This window comes from Streptomyces sp. NPDC060184 (genome assembly GCF_042728795.1).
Lineage (GTDB): Bacteria > Actinomycetota > Actinomycetes > Streptomycetales > Streptomycetaceae > Streptomyces.
The window spans coordinates 80,358-102,870 of the sequence record NZ_JBHWYX010000020.1 but is presented as its reverse complement, the minus strand read 5'-3'; the positions used below and the strand labels follow the sequence as shown (position 1 = coordinate 102,870).

The 22,513-nt window shown below is 70.2% G+C and carries 22 protein-coding genes; 13 read left to right on the top strand and 9 right to left on the bottom strand.

Features of this window, described 5'->3' with window-relative positions; translation table 11 throughout:
* Nucleotides 1-135: 135 nt before the first annotated feature.
* Both ACFWEE_RS15920 and ACFWEE_RS15915 read right to left on the bottom strand, forming a co-directional pair.
* On the bottom strand, nt 136-600 hold the full coding sequence (locus ACFWEE_RS15920; protein WP_386889526.1) for a hypothetical protein: 465 nt from the start codon (nt 598-600) through the stop codon (nt 136-138).
* On the bottom strand, nt 594-1,052 hold the full coding sequence (locus ACFWEE_RS15915; RefSeq protein ID WP_386889525.1) for an ATP-binding protein: 459 nt from the start codon (nt 1,050-1,052) through the stop codon (nt 594-596). Before ACFWEE_RS15915 ends, ACFWEE_RS15920 begins: the two co-directional genes overlap by 7 nt.
* A gap of 208 nt (nt 1,053-1,260) precedes the next feature.
* Between ACFWEE_RS15915 and ACFWEE_RS15910 the strand changes: the two genes are divergently transcribed.
* From ACFWEE_RS15910 to ACFWEE_RS15900, 3 genes are all read left to right on the top strand, one after another.
* On the top strand, nt 1,261-2,121 hold the full coding sequence (locus tag ACFWEE_RS15910; RefSeq protein WP_386889523.1) for a helix-turn-helix domain-containing protein: 861 nt from the start codon (nt 1,261-1,263) through the stop codon (nt 2,119-2,121).
* Nucleotides 2,121-2,357 (top strand): DUF397 domain-containing protein, encoded by a 237-nt coding sequence (locus tag ACFWEE_RS15905; protein WP_386889521.1) that lies wholly within the window; start codon nt 2,121-2,123, stop codon nt 2,355-2,357. Before ACFWEE_RS15910 ends, ACFWEE_RS15905 begins: the two co-directional genes overlap by 1 nt.
* A gap of 80 nt (nt 2,358-2,437) precedes the next feature.
* Entirely contained in the window at nt 2,438-2,884 is a 447-nt protein-coding gene (locus tag ACFWEE_RS15900) for a YchJ family protein (protein WP_386889519.1), read from the top strand.
* A 52-nt stretch (nt 2,885-2,936) separates the two neighbouring features.
* Here the strand turns inward: ACFWEE_RS15900 and ACFWEE_RS15895 are convergent, their stop codons facing one another.
* Both ACFWEE_RS15895 and ACFWEE_RS15890 read right to left on the bottom strand, forming a co-directional pair.
* Nucleotides 2,937-5,033: an MDR family MFS transporter gene (locus tag ACFWEE_RS15895; RefSeq protein ID WP_386889517.1), complete on the bottom strand. Its 2,097-nt coding sequence runs from the start codon at nt 5,031-5,033 to the stop codon at nt 2,937-2,939.
* Nucleotides 5,034-5,088: 55 nt separating this feature from the next.
* The gene (locus tag ACFWEE_RS15890) at nt 5,089-5,925 is read right to left on the bottom strand and encodes a hypothetical protein (protein WP_386889516.1); all 837 of its coding nucleotides are present in this window, start codon (nt 5,923-5,925) and stop codon (nt 5,089-5,091) included.
* A gap of 80 nt (nt 5,926-6,005) precedes the next feature.
* Between ACFWEE_RS15890 and ACFWEE_RS15885 the strand changes: the two genes are divergently transcribed.
* Nucleotides 6,006-7,256: a cytochrome P450 gene (locus tag ACFWEE_RS15885; RefSeq protein WP_386889514.1), complete on the top strand. Its 1,251-nt coding sequence runs from the start codon at nt 6,006-6,008 to the stop codon at nt 7,254-7,256.
* A gap of 47 nt (nt 7,257-7,303) precedes the next feature.
* Here the strand turns inward: ACFWEE_RS15885 and ACFWEE_RS15880 are convergent, their stop codons facing one another.
* The 4 genes from ACFWEE_RS15880 to ACFWEE_RS15865 all read right to left on the bottom strand — a co-directional run bounded on the left by ACFWEE_RS15880 (nt 7,304) and on the right by ACFWEE_RS15865 (nt 10,804).
* Nucleotides 7,304-8,530 carry an acyl-CoA dehydrogenase family protein gene (locus ACFWEE_RS15880; protein WP_386889512.1) on the bottom strand — a complete coding sequence of 409 codons (1,227 nt, stop codon included), beginning with the start codon at nt 8,528-8,530 and terminating at the stop codon, nt 7,304-7,306.
* 4 nt (nt 8,531-8,534) lie between these two features.
* Nucleotides 8,535-9,008, bottom strand: a complete 474-nt coding sequence (locus ACFWEE_RS15875; protein WP_386889510.1) for an SCP2 sterol-binding domain-containing protein — start codon at nt 9,006-9,008, stop codon at nt 8,535-8,537.
* A 114-nt stretch (nt 9,009-9,122) separates the two neighbouring features.
* Nucleotides 9,123-9,386, bottom strand: a complete 264-nt coding sequence (locus tag ACFWEE_RS15870; RefSeq protein ID WP_386889508.1) for a hypothetical protein — start codon at nt 9,384-9,386, stop codon at nt 9,123-9,125.
* A gap of 197 nt (nt 9,387-9,583) precedes the next feature.
* Complete coding sequence (locus ACFWEE_RS15865) at nt 9,584-10,804, bottom strand: helix-turn-helix domain-containing protein (RefSeq protein WP_386889507.1); 1,221 nt, start codon at nt 10,802-10,804, stop codon at nt 9,584-9,586.
* 812 nt (nt 10,805-11,616) lie between these two features.
* Between ACFWEE_RS15865 and ACFWEE_RS15860 the strand changes: the two genes are divergently transcribed.
* From ACFWEE_RS15860 to ACFWEE_RS15850, 3 genes are all read left to right on the top strand, one after another.
* Nucleotides 11,617-12,192, top strand: coding sequence for a hypothetical protein (locus tag ACFWEE_RS15860; RefSeq protein WP_386889505.1), 576 nt, complete (start codon nt 11,617-11,619; stop codon nt 12,190-12,192).
* A gap of 159 nt (nt 12,193-12,351) precedes the next feature.
* Nucleotides 12,352-13,890 carry a DUF6801 domain-containing protein gene (locus tag ACFWEE_RS15855; RefSeq protein WP_386889503.1) on the top strand — a complete coding sequence of 513 codons (1,539 nt, stop codon included), beginning with the start codon at nt 12,352-12,354 and terminating at the stop codon, nt 13,888-13,890.
* 21 nt (nt 13,891-13,911) lie between these two features.
* Nucleotides 13,912-14,502 carry a hypothetical protein gene (locus tag ACFWEE_RS15850; protein WP_386889501.1) on the top strand — a complete coding sequence of 197 codons (591 nt, stop codon included), beginning with the start codon at nt 13,912-13,914 and terminating at the stop codon, nt 14,500-14,502.
* A gap of 120 nt (nt 14,503-14,622) precedes the next feature.
* Here the strand turns inward: ACFWEE_RS15850 and ACFWEE_RS15845 are convergent, their stop codons facing one another.
* Nucleotides 14,623-15,555 carry a hypothetical protein gene (locus tag ACFWEE_RS15845; RefSeq protein ID WP_386889499.1) on the bottom strand — a complete coding sequence of 311 codons (933 nt, stop codon included), beginning with the start codon at nt 15,553-15,555 and terminating at the stop codon, nt 14,623-14,625.
* Between the two features lie 940 nt (nt 15,556-16,495).
* Here ACFWEE_RS15845 and ACFWEE_RS15840 point away from each other — a divergent pair.
* The 6 genes from ACFWEE_RS15840 to ACFWEE_RS15815 are packed head-to-tail and all read left to right on the top strand — an operon-like array spanning nt 16,496 to nt 22,512.
* On the top strand, nt 16,496-17,491 hold the full coding sequence (locus ACFWEE_RS15840) for an ABC transporter ATP-binding protein (RefSeq protein ID WP_386889497.1): 996 nt from the start codon (nt 16,496-16,498) through the stop codon (nt 17,489-17,491).
* Nucleotides 17,488-18,348 carry an MlaE family ABC transporter permease gene (locus ACFWEE_RS15835; RefSeq protein WP_386889495.1) on the top strand — a complete coding sequence of 287 codons (861 nt, stop codon included), beginning with the start codon at nt 17,488-17,490 and terminating at the stop codon, nt 18,346-18,348. Before ACFWEE_RS15840 ends, ACFWEE_RS15835 begins: the two co-directional genes overlap by 4 nt.
* A gap of 3 nt (nt 18,349-18,351) precedes the next feature.
* A complete protein-coding gene (locus tag ACFWEE_RS15830) occupies nt 18,352-19,155 on the top strand; it encodes an ABC transporter permease (RefSeq protein WP_327179132.1) in 804 nt (267 codons plus the stop codon).
* A complete protein-coding gene (locus ACFWEE_RS15825; RefSeq protein ID WP_386889493.1) occupies nt 19,155-20,468 on the top strand; it encodes an MCE family protein in 1,314 nt (437 codons plus the stop codon). Before ACFWEE_RS15830 ends, ACFWEE_RS15825 begins: the two co-directional genes overlap by 1 nt.
* Entirely contained in the window at nt 20,465-21,496 is a 1,032-nt protein-coding gene (locus tag ACFWEE_RS15820) for an MCE family protein (protein WP_386889492.1), read from the top strand. The genes ACFWEE_RS15825 and ACFWEE_RS15820 overlap by 4 nt, the downstream gene beginning before the upstream one ends.
* Nucleotides 21,493-22,512, top strand: coding sequence for an MCE family protein (locus ACFWEE_RS15815; protein ID WP_386889490.1), 1,020 nt, complete (start codon nt 21,493-21,495; stop codon nt 22,510-22,512). The genes ACFWEE_RS15820 and ACFWEE_RS15815 overlap by 4 nt, the downstream gene beginning before the upstream one ends.
* The last annotated feature ends 1 nt before the right edge of the window (nt 22,513 follow it).

Genomic DNA, 22,513 nt, shown 5'->3' with positions numbered 1-22,513 from the left:
CAACCCCAGTACGGCCCGCCGAGCGGCGGGTCTCCCGATCGCTGTCTTCATTCTGGAACCGACCACTGACAGTGCCGTTCGGCGGCGGACCGCCGCCCGGGACCCACGGACCCGCGGACCGGGCCGGGGGAGCCCTCAGGGCGCGGTGACCGCCCGCCGGTGGCCCGGCGGCCCCCAGCTCGGCGTGACCCCGGCCACCTGGCACACCATCAGGAAAAGCGGAATCGGGGGCGTGTAGGGGGTGCGGCTGTCCTGCCCGTGGATGAGCCGGGGTCGTGGCACCGGTACGAAGCCCCCCGCGGCGTAGGCGACCGGCTCGGGCCAGTCCAGGTCCTGGTCGGAGCCCGCGGGCACGATCCACCACCACACGTCGGCCGCCTCGAACACGCAGCCGGTGCGGGGGAGGTGCGACATCAGGTGGAAGCCGTGCCGGGCCGGGACGCCCACCGCGTCGTACCCCAGGCTCGCGCACAGCTCCGGCGGCAGCGGCAGCCGGGCCCGCGCCAAACCCGCGCCGCTCCCGCCCCCGGCGGTGTCGCCCTCGACGGTCCGGGGAGCGTGACGGCCCCCGCGCAGCCGGACCAGCGCGTCCCTCAGCACGGCTGCCCCGCACCGTGCGCCAGCTCCGACCAGACGACCCGCCCGGACGCGTCCTCCGCGTCGTGGGAGCCCCACGCCTGGCTCAGGGCGTCGACCAGGAACAGGCCCCGGCCGTGCTCGTCGTCGGAGGAGGCGCGCAGCCTCGGGCCTCCGGTGAGCCGGCCCTGGTCCTGGACCGCTATCCGCAACAGATGGTCCAGACGCCGCAGTTCGCAGACGACCAGCGCGCTCGCGGTGTGCACCACGGCGTTGGTGACCAGCTCGGAGACGACGAGTGCGGCGGTGTCGCGCAGGTCGCCCCGGAGCTTCCAGACCGCGAGTCTCTCCCTGGTCAGCCTGCGCGCTCCGGCGGCCGACGCCGGTCTGGCCGGCAGGGCGAAGCGGAAACGGAGCGCCTCAGTCCCGGAAGGGGAGCCCGCGGGCCGGGGGATGAGCGCACTGCCAGGTGCCACGACCGAATCCTCACAGTGGGGTGCCGCGTCATGTCCGGACCTCGGCGCATCGGGAGAGGGGCGGACGTGACCAAGTGAATTGGTTTCGCCAACTCTCCCCCTGACGCGGACACTTGGCAAGGGGCACTCTGAAAATTGCAGAGTGCCCGTGTATTTGTCGTCACCCGCATGGCACACTGCTGACAGAAGAGACCATCGGAGGTCCGAAGTGAGCGAGCCTCGGTCAGCCCCGACCGTGGGGCAGGTCGTCCTCGGCAGGCGCCTGCAGGACCTGCGGGAGCGTGCCGGGCTCACCCGCGACCAGGCGGCCAAGGTGCTCCGCGTCGCGTCCGCCACGGTCCGCAGGATGGAGACGGCCGAGGTCGCCCTCAAGATCCCCTACGTGCAGGCCCTGTTGCGCGCCTACGGGATCGGCGAGGAGGAGAACGACGCCTTCGTCGAGCTCGCCGAAGAGGCCAACAAGCCCGGCTGGTGGCAGCGTTACCACGACGTACTGCCCGACTGGTTCAGCATGTACGTCAGCCTGGAGGGTGCGGCGAGCCTGCTGCGCATGTACGAACCGCACTTCGTGCCCGGTCTCCTCCAGACCGAGGACTACGCCCGCTCCGTGATGCTGAGCGGCGCGGTCGGCCAGTCCCGGCCCGAGGACATCGAGCGGCACGTCGCCCTGCGCATGGAGCGGCAGAGCCTGCTCGCCAAGGCGGACGCGCCGAGGCTCTGGGTCGTCATGGACGAGACGGTGCTGCGGCGGACGGTCGGCACCCCCGAGGCCATGCGCGCGCAGATCGACAAGCTCCTCGAAGCCTCCGAACAGACGCACATCACGCTGCAGATCGCGGAGTTCGCGACCGGCCACCACCCCGGGACCTACGGTCCGTTCGTGCTCTTCCGCTTCGGCATGCCCGAACTGCCCGACATGGTCTTCAGCGAGTACCTGACCGGCGCCGTCTACTTCGACACGCGCCCCGAGGTGGCTTCCTACCTCGAAGTCATGGACCGCATGGCGGCCCAGGCCGCGACTGCACGACGCACGAAGGACATCCTCCGGGATTTCCGCAAGGAGCTGTGATGAGCGACATCTACAACGGCATGCCGGCCACCGCCCTCGGTGCCGAGGGCTGGTCCAAGCCCTGGAGCGGCGGCAACGGCGGCAACTGCGTCGAGACCATGAAGCTGGCGGACGGCAGAGTCGCCGTCCGCCAGTCCGCGGACCCCGACGGCCCGGCGCTCATCTACTCCACCGGCGAGATGGCCGCCTTCATCCAGGGCGCCAAGACCGGTCAGGCCGACTTCCTGCTGACCTGACTCGACCCCGACCCGACCCCGACCCGAACTGACCCGACCGGCGACCACGGGCGCACGTCGCGACCGGCGACAATGGACGCATGTCACGACGCACCGCCCGCCGGAAACCGCCCGCCCCCTCCGCCCCGCGCATCACCCCGGACGCCCCCTGCCCCTGCGGGCTGCCCGCTCCGTACGGTGCCTGCTGCGGCCGGTACCACGCGGGCACGGCCGCCGCGCCCACCTGCGAGGCGCTGATGCGGTCCCGGTACGCGGCCTTCGCCGTCCGGGACGCCGGCTACCTGCTGCGCACCTGGCATCCGGCGACCCGGCCGCCGGCCGTCGAGTTCGACCCCGGCACCCGCTGGGAGCGGCTGGAGATCCTGGACACCACCGAGGGCAGCGCCTTCCACACGACGGGCACCGTCACCTTCCGCGCCCACTGGACCGAGGGCGGACGGCCCGGCAGCATGCACGAGCGGAGCACCTTCGTCCGCCACGAGGGGGCCTGGGTCTACGAGAAGGGCGTGTTCCCGGACGACGAGTGAGTGCGAGTCCCCAGGAGTGCGCCCGGCGGGTTCCGTCCGGCGCCGGGCGCGCTCAGACCGCCGTGCCCACCGGGGTCGGCGCGTGGTTCCGGGGGGCCGGGGCGAGTTCGGCCGCCAGGTCCTCCGCGAGGAGCTGCTTGGCGATGACGTCGACCGCCGCCCTCAGCTGCCGGTCGTCGGGCCGGGCGCCGTCCTCCTCCAGCCGTTCGTTGAGCCACCGGGCCCAGGCGGAGGTGATCGTGGCGGCCTCCCGACGGCCCGCCGCGGTGTGCTGGAAGAGGCGTCCGTCTCCGGTCAGATAGCCCTCGTCGATCATCCGGTCGAAGACCGGCACCAAGACCTCCGGGGGCAGCCGGTGGCGGGTCGCGATCAGCCCGAGACCGGCGTGCCCGACCATCCGCGTGAACAGGTCGACCTGCATGACGGCCCAGGCGCCCGCCATGTCCAGCCGGGTGTCGGACGCGTCGACGATCCGCCGTGCCGTGTCCGGGCGGGCACCCTGGAGGATCTTGGCCACCGCGAACTCCAGGACCCGGTCCGGGTTCCCGCTCGTGGGCTGCGCGAAGCCCTCGCCCATGTCGGTCGAACCGGCCCGCGCCGAGTCCCGCAGCTTGACCTCCTTCAGGAAGAGCGCCACCACGAACCCGATCAGCGCCACCGGCACCGTCCAGAGGAAGACGGTGTGGATGGTGTCCGCGTACGCCTGCGCGAGCGGTGCGGACTGCGCGTCGGGCAGGGCGTGCAGGCTCACCGGGTTCTGCGAGGCCGCGGTCAGCGTCGCGGGATCGCCGCCCGCCCGCGCGGCCTCGGCCACCCCCTGCCGGAGGTTCGGCCCCAGCGAGTTGGCGTAGATCGTGCCGAAGACCGCCGTACCGAAGGAGCTGCCGAGGGTACGGAAGAAGGTCACGCCCGAAGTGGCCGTACCCAGGTCCGCGTAGTCCACGGTGTTCTGCACCGCGATCGTCAGGACCTGCATCGACAGGCCGATGCCGAGGCCGAGCACGAACATGTAGACCGACTCCAGGAACACCCCGGTGTCCGGGCCCATCAGGGACATCAGATAGAGCCCGGCGGCCATCACCAGTGACCCCACGATGGGGAAGATCCGGTACCGGCCGGTCCTGCTGACGGTGTTGCCGCTGAAGATCGAGGCGATCAGCAGACCGATGACCATCGGCAGCGTCCGGACGCCGGAGATCGTCGCCGAGTTCGCGTCCACGTACTGGAGGTACGTGGGCAGGAAGGTCATCGCCCCGAGCATCGCGAAGCCGACGATGAAGCTCAGGATCGCGCAGACCGTGAAGACCGGGTTGTGGAAGAGCCGCATCGGCAGCATCGGTTCCTCGGCCCGGCTCTCCACCCGCACGAACAGGGCGAGCGCGACGAGGCCGCCGACGAAGAGGCCGATGATGACGGGGGAGCCCCAGGCGTACTCGTTGCCGCCCCAGCTCGTGCCGAGGATCAGCGCGCTCGCGCCGATCGCCACCAGGGCGATGCCCAGGTAGTCGATGACCGGGCGGCCGGCGGCCCGCACGGACGGGATGTTCCGGGCCGCCGCGATGACCACCAGGATCGCGATCGGCACGTTGACGTAGAACGCCCAGCGCCAGGTCAGATGGTCGGTGAACACCCCGCCGAGCAGCGGGCCGACGACGGTCGACACTCCGAACACGGCCCCGATCGCACCCTGGTACTTGCCGCGTTCGCGCAGCGGGATCACGTCGGCGATCAGCGCCATCGACGTCACCATGAGGCCGCCCGCGCCGATGCCCTGGAGCCCGCGCCAGATGATCAGCAGCAGCATGTTGGAGGCCAGGCCGCAGAGGAACGAGCCGGTGATGAAGACGATCGCCGAGACCTGGAAGACGAGCTTGCGCCCGAACAGGTCACCGAACTTGCCGACCAGCACCGTGGCGACCGTCTCGGCGAGCAGATAGGCGGTGACCACCCAGGACATGTGGGCCGCGCCGCCGAGGTCCGAGACGATCGTGGGGAGCGCCGTGCCCACGATCGTCTGGTCCAGCGCCGCGAGGAGGATCCCGAGCACGATCGTCGCGAAGACGATGTTGCGGCGGCGAGGGTCGAGGACGGGCGGCGGCGCGGCGGTGGTCGGCGCCACGGAAGCGCTCTCGCTGCTGGCTGTGGTCACCCTCGCACCCTCACACCGGCCCCGTACGCCCGCATGCCGGACGGAGCCGGACGAGTCAGCCGAGCACGGCCGCCACCGACTCGGCCATCCGGCTGACGAACGCCTCCCGCACCTCCTCGGAGACCCGGTCGAGCGAGAGGAACGGGTTGAGGTCCTCCAGCTCGACCAGGAGGAGCCCGCCCTCCACCGTCCGGCAGGCGTCCACGCGCTGGATGCCGTGGCTGAGGGTGTTCCACTCCACGAACGTACGGGCGAACTCCAGGTCCGCCGCGCTCGCCTCCCACGGCTCCAGCACCCAGCGCCGGTCCGGGTCGGGGGCGTACAGCGCGTACTGGAAGGCGTGGTCCACGAAGTAGAAGGACACCTCGTGGCGGAAGTCGATCCGGGGCTGCACCAGCAGGGTTCCGTCCTCCGCCGGGTCCAGCCCGGGCCGGGAGACGAAGCGCAGCCCCTCGGAGTCCGCGCCCAGCTTCGGCTTCACCGCGTACGACTCCGCCTCGGGCAGCCGCCCCAGATCGGCGGCCCGGTCCACGGTCGGGATCACCGGCAGCCCGGCCCGGTCCATGTCCACGAGGTACTGCTTGCCCGCCATGTCACCGCTGCCGTCCAGCGCGTTGTACACCGGTGTCCCCAGCTCCAGCGCCCGCCGCCGGAACGCCTCGTACGCCTCGGGGTAGTGCAGCACCGGCCCGCTGTTGCGCACGATCACGCCGTCGAAGCGGTCCAGCAGCGCCGCCGCGTCCCGGGGATGGCAGAGCGCGAGGTCGAAGCGGGCGCGGAGGCGGGAGGTGAGGAAGATGTCCTCGTCGCAGTAGCGCCTGCCGCGCGCCTCGTACGCCAGGTCGGTGACGAAGAGGACGGACGGGCGGCGGGCGCCGGAGATGAGGGTCATCGGTCTTCCCCAAGGGTGACGGAGCGGGTGGTGGATCAATAGCCTGGACGCCGATGACCGTTCTCGACCGAGGAGCGCACATGTCTTCCGCCCCGCGCGAGTCGCACGCATCGCCCGCGTCGCCACTGCCGGACATTCTCTCGCCCGCCTTCGCCGCCGACCCCTTCGGGGCCTACCGGACCATGCGTGAGCAGGCCCCGCTGATCCGGCACGAGGCGACCGACAGCTACCTCGTCTCCCGGTACGAGGACGTGGAGCGGGTCTTCCGCGACAAGGCCCACGAGTTCACCACCGAGAACTACGACTGGCAGCTCGAACCCGTCCACGGCCGCACCATCCTCCAGCTCAGCGGCCGGGACCACGCCGTGCGCCGCGCGCTGGTCGCCCCCGCCTTCCGCGGCTCCGACCTCCAGGAGAAGTTCCTGCCGGTGATCGAGCGCAACGCCCGCGAACTGATCGACGCCTTCCGGCACACCGGCGAGGCCGACCTCGTCACCGACTTCGCCACCCGCTTCCCCGTCCTGGTCATCGCCGACATGCTCGGCCTCGACCGGGCGGACCACGACCGCTTCCACGGCTGGTACACCTCCGTCATCGCCTTCCTCGGCAACCTCGCGGGCGACCCGCAGGTCGCCGCGGCGGGCGAGCGGACCCGGCAGGAGTTCGCCGCGTACATGATCCCGGTCATCCGGCGGCGCCGGGAGGAGCCCGGCGACGACCTGCTCTCCGCGCTCTGCGCCGCCGAGGTCGACGGGGTGCGCATGAGCGACGAGGACATCAAGGCCTTCTGCAGCCTGCTGCTCGCGGCCGGGGGCGAGACCACCGACAAGGCCATCGCCTCGGTCTTCGCCAACCTCCTCGCCCACCCCGACCAGCTCGCCGCGGTCCGCGCGGACCGCTCACTGATCGAGCGGGCGTTCGCCGAGACACTGCGCTTCACCCCGCCCGTCCACATGATCATGCGCCAGACGGCGACGGAGGTGGAGCTCAGCGGCGGCACGGTCCCGGCCGGGGCGACGGTCACCTGCCTGATCGGCTCCGCGGGCCGCGACGACGCCCGCTACCGCGACCCGGACCGCTTCGACCTCTTCCGTACGGACCTCACCAGCACCACCGCCTTCTCGGCCGCAGCCGACCACCTGGCCTTCGCGCTCGGCCGGCACTTCTGCGTCGGCGCGCTGCTCGCCAAGGCCGAGGTCGAGACCGGTGTCGGTCAACTCCTGGACGCGATGCCCGACCTGCGCCTCGCGGACGGCTTCACCCCGGTGGAGCGGGGCGTCTTCACCCGGGGGCCGGAGTCACTGCGGGTGCGGTTCACGCCGACCGTGTGAAACAAGAGGGCTCCGGTGGCGGGGCCGTGCCACCGGAGCCCGGTCGGTCAGCGGATGTGCCGCCCGGTGATGGCACGGGCGATCACCAGCCGCTGGATCTCGCTGGTGCCCTCGAAGATGGTGTAGATCTTCGCGTCCCGGTACATCCGCTCCACCGGGTGCTCCCGGCTGTAGCCCGCGCCGCCCAGGATCTGTACGGCCTTCTCCGTGGCGGCGACCGCGAGTTCGCCCGCGCGCAGCTTCGACATGGAGCCCTGTCCGGCATCGAAGGCCCGGTCGTTGCGGGCCATCCACGCGGCCTGCCAGATCAGCAGCCGTACCGCCTCGATCTCGGTACGGATGTCGGCCAGCGCGAACGCGATCGACTGGTTCTCCACGACGGGGCGGCCGAACGCCTCCCGCTGACCGGCGTACTCCAGGGCGTATTCGTACGCGGCGCGCGCGATGCCGAGCGCCTGGGCGCCGACGGTGGGGCGGCTGACCTCGAAGGTCGCCATCGCCGCCTGGCCCCTGGACGGTTTACGGGCCGCGTCGCCCTCGCGGGCGCGGGCGAGGCGGGCGTCCAGCTTTTCCTTGCCCCCGAGCAGGCAGTGGCCCGGCACCCGTACGTCGTCCAGGAACAGGTCGGCGGTGTGCGAGGCACGCAGGCCGAGCTTCTTGACCGTGCGGCCCGCCTCCAGTCCGGGGGTGCCGGGCGGCACGATGAAGGCGGCCTGACCCCGGGCGCCGAGCCCCGGTTCGACGGAGGCGACGACGACGTGGATCTCGGCGATCCCGCCGTTGGTGATCCACGCCTTCTGGCCGGAGAGCACCCACTCGTCCTTGGCCCCGTCGTACCGCGCCCGGGTGCGCATCGCCGAGACGTCGGAGCCTGCCTGCGGTTCGGAGACGGCGAAGGCGGCCACCTTCGGGTCGTCCTCGTCGCCGTAGCACTGCGGGACCCACTCGGCGAGCTGGTCGGGGGTGCCGGAGGCGAAGATCCCGGCGACCGCGAGCGAGGTGCCGAAGAGGGCCATGCCGATGCCCGCGTCGCCCCAGAAGAGCTCCTCGTTGGCGATCTGGAGGGAGAGGCCGGTCGGGTCCCCGTACATGTCGGCGAGCGACTCGAATCCGTACAGCCCGATCCGCGCGGCCTCCCGGATGACGGGCCAGGGAGTCTCCTCCCGGGCGTCCCACTCGGCCGCCGCGGGGCGCACCACCTCGGCGGCGAAGCCGTGCACCCAGTCGCGCAGATCCCGCTGTTCCTCGGTCAGGGCGAGGGAGAAGAAGCTCATCGGATCACGCCTTCGGGATGTCGAAGTAGCGGGTGAGGCCCGCGGCCAGACCGACGTCCCCGGCGATCTTCAGTTTGCGCATCATGAACATGGTGACCGGATTACCGTTGCCGGAGACCAGCTTGAGGAACTCGGCGTCGCCCACCACCAGCGTGGTGCGCGGTTCGGCCGCCGAACGGCCGTGTGTGACCGAACAGTTGCCGTCGGCGATGGCCGTCTCCCAGACCTCCTCGGGCTCACCGGTGATCTTCCAGCGGATCAGGGCCTTGAGCTCCCCGGCCGCGTCCGGCCGGAACTGCTGCCGCATCCGGTCGAAGACCGCGTGGAGTATCCGTGTCCGGAGTTCGCCGTGCATCACCTCGCCGAGCTGCTTGACGGACAGCCCCTTGACGATGCGGGCGAACTCCTCGGGCGAGACGGCCGAGAAGTCGAGCCGTGACAGCTCCTCGGTGAGCTCGCCGCTGCTGTGGTCGGCCACGCCAAATCCTTACTCCGGAGTAAACTTACTTTTGAGTAAGGTAAGGCCGTCCGTGTGGGGTTCGCAAGCCGCCGTCGGCAGGTGGGTGTCCGTGCGCGCGGGCGCGGGCGGTCGTCAGCGCCAGGGGCCCGGACGGACCGTCAGCCCCGGATGGTGAGCGGCGAGCACCTTGTTGGCGCGCGCCAGGTCTTCGAGTGCCTGTTCGCGGTCGGCCTGGTCCTCGACGCCCAGCAGCGGGCCGCGGAACCTGCGGACCTCGCGCGCCGCGCAGTCGGCGTCGAACTCGGCCTGCAGCACGTGTGCCGGGACGCAGGCGCCGATCAGCGCCGCGACGCTGTCCGGAATCGGAACGGGTACGAGGAGGTGTGAGGCGGGCATGGGGGTTCCCTCTCGGTCGGTCGGCAGGAGGCGCTACGGTCGTGGTCGCCCCGAAGGGCATCCCGCGTCTCCTGTGTACGGCACGCGGGTCCGGGTTTCTCGCCGGAACCGCTCTGTTGCCGCAACCGTTTGGGACTGACCGGCTATTTCCCCTTACTCAGGGGTAATTTGACTCGTCGCGCGGTTTGTGGTGGTTGTCACCGCCGTGGGGTGCCCTCGCCGCCGCGGGAGCGGAGGCGGAGCGCCCGCAGGACGGCCTCGGTGGAGAAACGGCTCTCGGGGTCGACCAGTTGCTCGCCGAACAGGGACTCCAGGCTCCGCATCCGGTAACGGACCGTCTGCGGGTGGACGTCGAGCAGTTCGCCCATGTGCGCCGCGGTGCCCCGGGTGTCGAGCCAGATGCGCAGCGTCTCGATCAGCCGCTCCCGGCGGGTGGCGCTGAGGGCGGAGACCGGGGCCAGCTCCCGCTTCGACAACTGGTCCAGCAGGGCCGTGTCGGAGAGCAGCCACAGGGTGATGAGGTGGTCCTCGGCCAGCACCAGCGGGGCGTCGTCGATCACTTGCGTGTCCACCAGCTCAAGGAGCCTGCGGGCCCAGCGGATCGAGTCCGGGGCGTGGGACGGCGGCACGGTCAGGCCGACCGCCGCGTGCGCGCCCAGCAGCGCGTGGTCGAGCATGCGTCTTCGCGCGTCGTCGATCGGGCCCGGGATGAGCATGTTGGGCTGAGGGTCCGTCAGGTCGGCCAGTACGTCGCGGTCCAGCGCGAGACGCCCCAGGTCGGGGGAGGGGCGCAGGGCGACCAGGGTCACCTCCTCCGGCATGGTCCAGCCCGTCTGCTCGCAGAGTTCGGCGATCGCGCTGCGGGGGGCCGGGCGGCCGGTGAGGATCAGGTGCAGCAGGCGGCGGCGGAGCGTCTCGGTGTGGTCGTCGGTGGCGGCCCGGACTTCCAAGTACCCCTCGCGGGAGAGGGATTCGAGCTCGTCGACATAGGTGAACAGGGCGTCCGCGAAGGTCAGCATCATGGTGGGGGAGAGGTTGTAGCGGCGCCCCACCTTCTTCGCCCTGCGTAAGGCGATACGGGCACCGAGGCGGTAGGCCCCCTGGAGCTGGTCGAGCCCCCTGCCCTCGTACGCCTCGAACCGGCCGAAGCGCCGGCACATCTCGTCCCGCAGCGGGGTGGGCGCGGACGGTCGCGCCACCTGTTCGACGAAGACGGAGATGCTCTGTTCCAGGCCGACCCGGATGCCCTCGCCGTGCGGGCTGTCGAGGAGCCGCGCGTACTCCGGGTAGGCGCGGGTGACCTCCAGGCCTATCTCGCGGATGAGGCTCGGGAGTTCGGGGCGGACGATCGCGGCGAACTCCTGGGGCAGTGGTCCCAGAGGTTCCCCGAGGTCCGAGGGCTGCGAGACTGCCGGCATGTTGCTTTACCCCTAGCTCTCCCGTGCCCCGACGGCGGCGAGCAGGGGGAGAGCGCTCCCACGTGCCGCCAGGTGCTTACCCGATGGAATCTTGAACATAGAGCACGTCCGAGCGTGTGGACACCGGTGCGACGACGGGAAGTACGCGGAGTGACTATGCCGGTGGCGACTTTGAGCCACGGGTGGCCCGGAATCCGTCAGTCCTCTTCCCGGAAGGGCTCGGACTCGACTCCGCGCGGGAATGCCACCACCGCCCGCGTGATAGCGCACACGAGCCGCAATTCCGCGGTGCTTTACCCGAACGGGAGAGATCCGAAGGCGCCGGCCCGCATTCTTCGGCGGCCCGTACGAATTCCGTCCGCGCGGCGGTCCGGACCGATCAATCATCAATCATCGCTCACGGGTGCGCCGCGCCGAGGCGCCATCAGGTCGTGCCTCCCGCTGACCGGTATCCCGCTCTGACATGGGAAGTTGTGAGCAACCGGGGTCCGGGACGGGCCGGTGGGCGCTGGTTACACGATCTCGCGGACCGCACGATTGCTCACTTCGCGACAAGAACCGGGCGGCACGCCGTCGGCGCTTGCTCGCCGACCAATAAAAGACCGGCCGAAAAACACTCTTCCGGAATTTCTTCAGCAAGGCTGTTGCGGAGGCACGTTACCCGCCCGTAGCGTCATCGGCGAACGCAAGCGGTCGAGCGGCCCGTCAGGGCGGGCCGCCACTTCACACCACCCTTGTCCCCCCGGATTACCGCCTCTTTCCGCGGACGAGTATGTCCGGATCGGGATACTCTCCCCCGAAGGGAATCCATCGTGAACACCCTTGCCCGCAGAGCCGCCGTCGTCCTCGCCGCCGGTGGCGCCGCCCTCGGCATGACCGTCTCGTCCGCCTCGGCCGGTGTCCAGGCACCGTGGACGGTCACCCCGTCCGGCGCCTACTCCGCCACCGCGTCCAGCCCGACGCTGAGCGTCCCGCTCGCCACGCTCATCTGCACGTCCAGCACCGCGACCGGCAACCTGGCGTCGAGCACCACCAACACGGTCGGCACCATCGGCACGATCAACTTCACCGGCTGCAACCTGGCGGGGCTGAGCTTCACCGTGACGATGAACGTCACGCCGTGGAACATCAACGCCACGTCCAAGAGCGGCAGCATCGTGACCGGCAACGTCAGCAACGTCTCGGCGAAGATCGCCGGCGTCGGCTGCACCGCGACCTTCGCGGGCACGGTCAACGGCACCTACAACAACACCACCTGGGTGCTGGGCCTGAACGGCACCGGCACGCTCAAGGCCACGGCCGCGAACTGCCTCGGCCTCATCAACGTCAACGACGCGGCTGCCTTCACGGGGAACTACCTGGTGAACACCCACCCGGTGATCTCCTAGTACTCCCACGGCACATGAGCCTCCGGGCCGACGGTGAGCAGCGACCCTGCCACCGTCGGTCCGGATCGTGCGTTCTGCGATCGGCCGGCGATGTCCGGCGGGCGAGGACCGCTCCGGAGCGGGCAGCATTCCACACTCCCAGCGAAAGACAGGGCCAGGATGAGCGAGAAGACCTCGGCGACCGCCTCGCGGCGATCCGTACGTCTGGCGTCCGTCGCGGCCGTCGCCACCATCGCCGGACTGCTGAGCGGTCCGGGGTCGGCGGCCGACGACGTGGACGCCAGTGCCGTGGTGACGTACGACTGCGATCTGCCCTCGGGAACGGTCCAGGTGCCGTTGGAGGTGCGGGGGACGTTTCCGGCCACCGGCGAGGTGGACGTGCCGATGTCACCCGCGGGCGTGAGCATGACGGCCGACTTCGAGGCCGCCGACCTTGCCCCGCTGTTGCCGGAGGGGGCCACCGAGGTCGTCAGCACCGCGACGCTCGACGTGGACGTCGTGCAGAACGACCAGACGGCCCAGGCGCAGTGGGCCCAGTTCGTCGCGCCCGCCACGCCGCTGGCCGGCGACGAGAACGGGAAGGTCCGGCTCGCGCACACGGGCGAGGTCCCCTCGGTCACCGTCAGCGCGGCCGGGGACGTCACCCTGACGGCAGGGCGGTTGACCCTCGGACTGGGCGTCCCGGCCCCTGAGGGCGAGGAGACGCCGGCCGAACCGGTGACCCTGACCTGTGACCGCTCCGAGGGGGAGGCGGGCCTGCTGACGACGGTCCAGGTACCCGACGCGGGCACGCCGGAGACGCCGGACCCGGGCGGGGAGACCGACCCCGGGGAGGGCGGTGGGGAAGACCCGGGCGACCCCGGGGAGGAGCCCCCGGTGGAGCCTCCCGTGGACGGGTCGGCCTTCTGCCCCGCGGACATGCCCCTGGGGGACCTGGACACGAGCGACGTCGACCCGATGCCGGCGGGCGCGCCACCGATCGTGATGAACTCGCCGTTCCCTCAGAAGGTCTGTGGGTACGCGGCGGGGTTGGCGACCGTCAAGAAGCTCAACGGATCCATGATCATCAATGATCCTGAGAAGAAGCCGGGAATGATCACCGCGACCGCCAACAGACGGACCACCGTCCGGATGCCGACGGCGGAGGGCGGCTACTACGTACAGCTCGACTCGACCGCCCGCATCGACCTTCCCGATGCCGAATCGACGTTCCTCGCGTTCGGCTTCCAGCCCGTCTCCGCCAAGGTGTCGTTCGATACCGGACCCATGACCATCTCCACCGGCTCGGTGATGCCGGTCGGGGAGATGATGAGCAACTTCGCGGTGGCCTCCTTCACCCAGTCGATGAGGTTGCACGACGTGAAGGTGAACGGTGTCCCCCTCGACGTGGGATCCGACTGCCGGACCTCGAAGCCGTACAAGGTGGTACTCCGCGGTGATTTCACGAAGGAGCCGCGCTACCTGAACGTGCTCATGGGCGGTGCGCTCAACGGAACACTGGACATTCCCGCGTTCTCCGGTTGCGGTACCGGCGGTGAGGATCTGGACGCGTTGTTCACCGCGTCGATCTCCGGGCCGGGAAACACCATCGCGATGAACCAGGCCAACATGTGCGTCCCGGACGCGGACCCGGAGTACTGGAACTGCCCGCCGCTGCTCCCCGGGCTGCCCGGAAGCCCCACGCCCGTCGTCGGCTGATCCCCTGAGGAGAACCGCACCATGAGAAGACGCAGGATGAACGCAGGCATGTTCGTGGCCGCGCTGTCTGCGGCGATGGCACTGACGACGACATCCGGGTCGGCGGCCTCTTCCGCCTCCTACGCGGTGACTCCGGGGGGCGCTTTCTCGGGACACGGCGTACCCGCGACCTGGGCTTGGCCCGCGATGTCGTTCTACTGCTCCGCGACCGACGTGGCCGGATCCTTCGTACCGGCGCCCGTCGGAAGCGTGGTCGGAACGGTGAGCTCCGTGGCGTTCAGCGGCTGCACGCTCGCCGGCATCGCCTACAGCGTCACCCTGACGTCGGGCGCCCGGCCGCTCACCGTGACCGGGGCCGTGCCAGGCCGGCCCACCTGGGTCGGCGTCTCCGTGAGCGGGCTGGCCTTCCGCATGACGGGAACCGGCTGCACGGCGAATTTCGGGGGCAGTCTGACCGGCCACTACGAGAACGACACCGGAGACCTGGTCGTCGACGGCTCCACCATGACGGTGAGCGCCGCCAACTGCCTGGGCCTGCTTCAGGCGGGCGATCCGACCGATTTCGACGCCGACTACGCCGTCACCCCGCACCAGACCATCCAGCTCGTGTGACGGGAGGACACGTACGACAGTGGGGCCACCCCCGAATCGGGGGTGGCCCCACTGTCGTACGGCCGTGCGGGAGGGGCAGGGCTGTCCTGACCAGGCCCGGCCCGATCAGGACGAAGGACCCTACTTCACGGCCGAGTGCCAGTACCGGGAGAGGTCCTTGCCCGCGTTCGGAGCGGCGGAGCCCGGGTCGTTGATGGTGACGACGCTCGTCTGCGCGTTGTTCAGCGTCACGCTGTTGGTGCCGGACGCGGCGGGCAGGCCCGTCTTGAGGTTGACGGCCCAGTTGAGCAGCCCGAGACCGCAACCGCTGGCGCCGGGGGCGGCGAAGGTGGTGTCCGACTGGGTGGCGCCCGTGAGGCTGATGCGGCCCAGCACGCCCTCGGGGTTGTCGGAGCCGTCCCCGTTGAACTGGGAGGAGCCGATCGTGGGCAGCGTCGCGTTCTTCGGGCGCAGCAGGATCGGGGCGGACGAGCTGCCGATGTAGCAGTTGTCGCCCAGCAGCGGGTTGGTCAGGTGGATGCGGACGGGCAGGGTGATGATCGGTGTGGTGGTGCCGAGGCCGGCCAGGAGCTGGAAGTCCGAGGGGTTGTTGACGGACTCGATGGTCGCCGTCACCCGGTTGAGGTTGACGTCGGCGAGGCTGTTGCAGATGCCGGTGATGACGAAGATGTCGCTCGGGCACATCAGCCCGAGGAGGCCTCCGGGGATGTCGGCGGGTGCGGCGACCAGCGCGCCCCCGGCCGGCGAGACCGCCGTCGACGTGTTGTTGGGGTGGGTCACCACGCCGAGCTGGAGGTCGCTCGCGCCGAACGGGACCACCGTGTTGCCGAGCTTGATGGTGCCGCTCGCGGAGTGCGAGGAGACGCAGACCGCGGTGTCGGTGGCGCCGTCGGCGGCCAGCATGGCGGCCGAGTCCACCGGGCACCGCGTGAAGGACGCCCAGTTGCCGTTGAGGGTCGTGGCGGCGGTGGCGGATCCCATGGACGCGAAGGCGCCCAGCGCGGTGAGGCCGGCCAGCAGTCCCATGCGCGTCCGGTTCGAAGTGGCTCTCATGTCATCCCCTTTGACGGCAGCCGCCGTACGGGCGGCGGCATGCGCGGAGTTGCTCGGAAAGCGCCCCGGAACGGGCGCCGAGAACGGGCGGTGCGTCCGCCGAGGGAAGCGGCTCCGGCGGCGACGAGAATCGCTACGGTGAAATGAGCGGTGAATCGGTGGGATCTGCTCCCGAGTGGCTCCGCTCTTATCACCGAGCCGTGACGTTACTGGCGGGTCACACCGGTGCACAATGGCGGCGTTTGACAATCCTCGAAGGCGGCCTTGTTCTCGTGCCCGGGTGAGTGCTTATCCGGCCATTCTTGTCAGATGGTGAGCGGACAGCGTGTCCCGGGAAATGCGGAGCCCGGGTTTCCGTTTGTGCGGGTCGCCCGGCCGGCGCATACCGCGCAGGGCGGGTGTGACGTGCGGGGATGCGGCCGGAGGGCGGGCCGGGCGAGGGGGAAATTGTCACCCGTGAACAGTTCTGACGGCCGGACTGCTCACTTCTCGCGCAGAAATACGGGGCCGTAGGTTTGGCCGGGAAAACTTGGACGACGTGTATTGCCTGCCAGGTTACTCGCCCGTAGCCTCGCCCCGTGAGCACCCGGCGAAGTGTGCGGGTCTCCGCCTTCACGTGCGGGATCGGAAAGACGGAGCGGCCCGCCGCACCGTCCTTCCCTCCCGGGAGCCCGCCGCCCCGCCACCCCCTGCGGCCCGGACTCCCGCCCCTCGGGGGCACCTCGACCCCGGCTCCCCGGGGCGGGGATTCCCCGCCTGCGCCGTCCGTGGTGAGTACGCAGCAAGGAACAAGATTGCCACCGGGTTTTGTCACTCGATGACAAGTGTGCCGATCTTTGGCCTCTTGACTGTTCGAGGGCTTGTCCTCGTGGCGTCCGTGAACTTAACGTGCGCCCCTCGGCGCATTTCTGTCACTTCGTGAGTGCATGCAGGAGGTGGGATGGGAATCGAAGTCGTCGTCGAAGGCCTTACCAAGTCTTTCGGCAGACAGAACATCTGGCAGGATGTTTCACTCACGCTTCCCGCCGGTGAGGTCAGCGTCATGCTCGGGCCGTCCGGCACCGGGAAGACCGTGTTCCTGAAATCCATCATCGGGCTCCTCAAGCCCGAACGGGGACGCGTCCTCATCAACGGTGTCGACATGGTGAACAGCCCCGAGCGGGACATCTACGAGACCCGCAAGCTCTTCGGGCTCATGTTCCAGGACGGCGCCCTGTTCGGCTCGATGTCCCTCTTCGACAACATCGCCTTCCCGCTGCGCGAGCACACGCGCAAGACGGAATCCGAGATCCGTCGCATCGTCATGGAGCGCATCGACATCGTCGGCCTCCTCGGGGCGGAGGGCAAGCTGCCCGGGGAGATCTCGGGCGGCATGCGCAAGCGGGCCGGCCTCGCGCGCGCCCTGGTCCTGGACCCGCAGATCATCCTCTGCGACGAGCCGGACTCCGGCCTCGACCCGGTGCGCACCGCCTACCTCTCGCAGCTCCTGATCGACCTCAACGCGCAGATCGACGCGACGATGCTGATCGTCACCCACAACCTGGACATCGCGGCCACCGTCCCCGACAACATGGGGATGCTCTTCTCCCGCAACCTCGTCACCTTCGGCCCGCGCGAGGTGCTGCTCACCAGCGACCTGCCGGTGGTCTCCCAGTTCCTCTCCGGCCGCCGCGAGGGGCCCATCGGCATGTCCGAGGAGAAGGACGCCGCCCTGCTCGCCGCGGAGGCCTCCGACGGCCACGGCCCCGGCGGCCACGCGGGCCAGGGCCCGCGCGGCGTCGTCCCGCAGCTCGAACCCTCGCCCGGGATGCCCGTACGGCAGGGCGCCCTGCGCCGCCGCGAGCGGGTCGCCGCGATGATGCACCAGCTGCCGGTCGCCGCCCAGCACGCCATCCTGCGCAGCCAGACCGCGCCCACCGGCGGTGCGCGCCCGTGACCGCCGAGATACCGGTGCGGCCGGCCGAACCGCCGCAGAAGCCGCCGCCCGCATCCGTACCGTCCCCGCAGCCCGTGCGGAGGCAGCCCGCGCGGCTGCTCGCACCGCTGCGGGAGACCGGCAAGCTCTTCGCCCTCGGGATCGCGGTGACCCGGGCCGTCTTCCGACGCCCCTTCCAGGCGCGGGAGTTCATCGAGCAGTTCTGGTTCATCGCCAGCGTCACCATCCTGCCCGCCGCGCTCGTCTCCATCCCGTTCGGCGCGGTCATCGCCCTCCAGGTCGGCTCGCTCACCCAGCAGCTCGGCGCCCAGTCCTTCACCGGCGGCGCCAGCGTCCTCGCGGTCATCCAGCAGGCCAGCCCGCTCATCGTCGCGCTGCTCATCGCGGGCGCCGGCGGCAGCGCGATCTGCGCCGACCTCGGCTCCCGCAAGATCCGCGAGGAGCTCGACGCGATGGAGGTCATGGGCGTCTCGCCCGTACAGCGCCTCGTCGTCCCGCGCGTGCTCGCCACCATGTTCGTCGCCCTGCTCCTCAACGGCCTGGTCTCGGTCGTCGGCACCCTCGGCGGCTACTTCTTCAACGTGATCATGCAGGACGGCACCCCCGGCGCCTACCTCGCCAGCTTCTCCGCGCTCGCCCAGCTCCCCGACCTGTGGATCAGCGAGTTCAAGGCCCTCGTCTTCGGCTTCCTCGCCGGGATCGTCGCCGCCTACCGCGGCCTCAACCCGCGCGGCGGCCCCAAGGGCGTCGGTGACGCGGTGAACCAGTCCGTCGTCATCACCTTCATGCTGCTGTTCTTCGTGAACATGGTCCTCACGGCGGTCTACCTCCAGATCGTCCCCGCGAAGGGGAGCTGACCGATGTCCATGCTCAGCTGGCTCGACCGCTCCGGCGACCAACTCAACTTCTACGTGCGGGCTTTGATATGGATCCCGCGCACCCTGCGCCGCTACACCAAAGAGGTGCAGCGCCTCCTCGCCGAGGTCGCCTTCGGCAGCGGCGGTCTCGGGGTCATCGGCGGAACCATCGGCGTGATGATCGCCATGACGCTCTTCACCGGGACCGTCGTCGGCCTCCAGGGGTACGCGGCCCTGAACCAGATCGGCACCTCCGCCTTCACCGGCTTCATCTCCGCCTACTTCAACACCCGTGAGATCGCGCCCCTGGTGGCCGGACTCGCACTCTCCGCGACCGTCGGCGCCGGCTTCACCGCCCAGCTCGGCGCGATGCGGATCAACGAGGAGGTCGACGCGCTGGAGGCGATGGGCGTCCGCTCGATGCCCTACCTCGTCACCACCCGGATCATCGCGGGAGTCGTCGCCATCATCCCGCTCTACGCGATCGGGCTGCTCTCCTCGTACGTCGCCTCCCGGTACGTCACCGTCCTCTTCAACGGCCAGTCCGAGGGCACCTACGACCACTACTTCAACCTCTTCCTCTCCCCGGACGACGTGCTGCTCTCCGTCCTCAAGGTGCTGATCTTCAGCGTCCTGGTGATCCTCGCCCACTGCTACTACGGCTTCCGCGCCGAAGGCGGCCCCGCAGGGGTCGGCATCGCGGTGGGCCGCTCGGTGCGCAACGCGATCGTGCTGATCAGCGTCACCGACTTCTTCCTCTCGCTCGCCATCTGGGGCGCCACGACGACCGTGAAGGTGGCCGGCTGATGAACGCGCGGACGGTAGGCCGCAGAGCCGCCGGGGTCACCTTCCTGCTGGTGCCCGCCGTGCTGGTGTGGGTCTCGGTCTCGGTGTACCAGAAGGACTTCCAGGACGACGCCACCGTGACCGTACGCACCGGCTCGGTCGGCAACGAGATGCACGACAACGCCGACGTGAAGCTGCGCGGCGTCGTCGTCGGCCAGGTCCGCTCCATCGCGGCGGATGGCGACGGGGCACGGCTCACTCTCGCCATCGACCCGGACAAGCTGAGCCAGGTCCCCGCCGATGTCACCGCCCAGATGCTGCCCACCACCCTCTTCGGCGAGCGGTTCGTGGCCCTCGTGCCACCGCAGGTGTCCTCCGGAGAGCCGCTGCGCGCCGGGGCGGTCATCCCGCAGGACCGCTCCAGCAACGCCATCGAGCTGGAGCAGGTACTCGACAACGTCCTGCCGCTGCTCACCGCCGTGAAGCCGGAGAAGCTCTCCGCCACCCTCACGGCCGTCTCCCAGGCGCTCGAAGGGCGCGGCGACAAGCTCGGCGACACCCTCGTCGCCCTGGACGCCCACCTGAAGAAGCTCAATCCCCAACTCCCCACGCTCAACCGGGACATCCAGGAGCTGGTGAAGGTCAGCTCGGTCTACGCGGACGCGGCCCCCGACGTCGTCGACGCGCTCACCGACTTCACCACCACCAGCGGCACCATCGCCGACGAGCAGGCCGAACTCGCGGGCCTGTACGGGACGACGACCGCCTCCGCGAGGGACGTCACCGCCTTCCTGCGGAAGAACAAGGACAACCTCATCCGGCTCTCCGCCTCCGGCCGTCCCACCCTCGAACTCCTCGCGGAGTACGCCGACGAGTACCCCTGCACCCTTCGCACCATGGCCGGCATGGTGCCCGCCATGGACAAGGCGCTCGGCAAGGGCACCGACCAGCCCGGCTTCCACGTCACCCTCAAGACCGTCCCGTCCAAGGGGAAGTACGTCGCCGGGCGCGACACCCCGAGCTACACGGCCACCGGCGGCCCGCACTGCTACACCGTTCCGTACCTGGGCGCCGCCGCGCCCACCGCCGAGACCCTGGTGGCGGCGGACAGCGGCACGGACACCGGCGCCGGCTCCGCGGCGGGCGAGCGCACCGGCTCCGACGCCGCTGCCGCCGGTGAACGCTCCCTCGGCGTCGCCAACTCCCCCGAGGAGAGCGCGCTCGTCAACGAACTCGTCGCTCCCACACTGAAAGTCCAGCCGCAGGACCTGCCCGACTGGAGCAGCGTGCTCATCGGTCCGGCCTTCCGCGGTGCGGAGGTGAAGCTCAAGTGAAGCGCCGCTCCCTCGCGGGACCCCTCACGAAATCGATCGTCTTCGTCCTGGTGACGACCCTGGCGACCACCGTGCTCGCCCTCTCCATCGCCAACACCGGTGTGGGAGACACCACGTCGTACAAGGCCCGGTTCACCGACGCCACCGGGCTCGTCGTCGGCGACAGCGTCCGCATCGCCGGGGTCAAGGTCGGCCAGGTCGAGTCCATCGGCCTCGCCGACCGCCGGGTCGCCGAAGTCCGGTTCGCCGTACGCAAGGGGCGTACGCTCCCCGCCTCGGTCACCGCGTCCATCAAGTACCTCAACATGGTGGGCCAGCGCTACATCGACCTCGACCAGGGCGCCGGACCCGTCGGCCGGAGCTTCGCGGCCGGGGCCACCATCCCGCTCGCCCGCACCACCCCCGCGCTCGACCTGACCCAGCTCTTCAACGGCTTCCAGCCGCTCTTCGAGGGCCTCTCGCCGCCCGACGTCAACGAGCTGGCCGGCTCCATCGTCCAGGTGCTCCAGGGCGAGGGCGGCACGGTCGACAGCATCCTCAGCCACGTCGGCTCGCTCACCACGACCGTCGCCGCCAAGGACGAGGTCATCGGCGAGGTGATCAAGAACCTCAACGAGGTGCTGAAGACCGTCAACGACCGCGAGGCGGGGTTCACCGAACTGGTCGACACGCTCCAGCAGCTGGTCACCGGATTCGCCGGGGACCGCAAGCCGCTCGGTGAGGCGGTCACCGCGATGGGCGCCCTCACCACCGTCACCGCCGACCTCTTCGAGGACGGACGGGCACCCCTCAAGGACAGCATCAAGCAGGTCGGCCGGCTCTCCGGCCAACTCGCCGACGCCACACCGGAGATCGAGAACTTCCTGGCGAAGACCCCGGCCAAGATGGAAGCGATCACCCGCCTCACCTCCTACGGGTCGTGGATGAACCTCTACCTCTGCGAGGCCAAGGTCTCCGGGGTCACCACCAGCGACGGCAGCACCCCGCCCACCGGCATCGCGATCACCGAACCGAGGTGCACGGCGTGAACATCACCCCCATCAGGGAACGCAACCCCGTCGCCGTCTCGGTCGCCGGGCTCGTCGTCCTCGGCCTCGTCGGGTTCGCGGCCTTCCACGCCGACGCGCTGCCCCTCGTCGGCGGCGGCACGACCTACACCGCCGACTTCTCCGAGTCCGCCGGGCTCTCCGACGGCGACGAGGTCCGCATCGCGGGCGTGAAGGTCGGCGAGGTCACCGGTGTCGCGCTCGACGGCGCCAAGGTCAAGGTCACCTTCCGGGTGAAGGACGCCTGGATCGGGGACTCCAGCACCGTCGGCATCGCCATCAAGACCCTCCTCGGCGACAAGTACCTCGCCGTCGACCCGCTGGGCACCACCTCCCAGGACCCGTCCCGCCGCATCGGGGCCGACCGCACCACCTCCCCGTACGACGTCACCCAGGCGTTCGACGGACTCGGCGAGACCTTCGACGAGATCGACACCGACCAGCTCGCCGCGAGCTTCGACGCGATCTCCGACACCTTCAAGGACTCCCCGGCCCACGTCCGCAGCGCCGCCGAGGGCCTCTCCGCGCTCTCCCGTACGGTCTCCGCGCGCGACGCCGAACTCGCCACCCTGCTCAAGGCGAGCAAGCAGCTCACCCGGACCCTCTCCACCAAGGAGAGCTCCTTCGAGACGCTGCTGAAGGACGGGAACCTCCTGCTCGGCGAGATCCAGGCCCGCCGGGACTCCATCCACCAGCTGCTCACCGGCACCAAGAACCTCGGCATCCAGCTCACCGGCGTCGTGCGGGACAACAACAAGCAGCTGAAGCCCACCCTGGACGCGCTCGGCAGGGTCACCGCCGTCCTGGTGAAGAACGAGGACAGCCTCGACAAGGTCCTTTCGATGGCCGGCGACTACAACCGGCTCGTCGGCAACACCCTCGGCAACGGCCGCTGGCTCGACACCTACGTCTGCGGGGTCGTGCCCAGGAACTACCTGCCGGCCGACGCGACCCCGGCCACCGGATGCATGCCGCCCAAACAGGAAGGGGGCAGCTGAA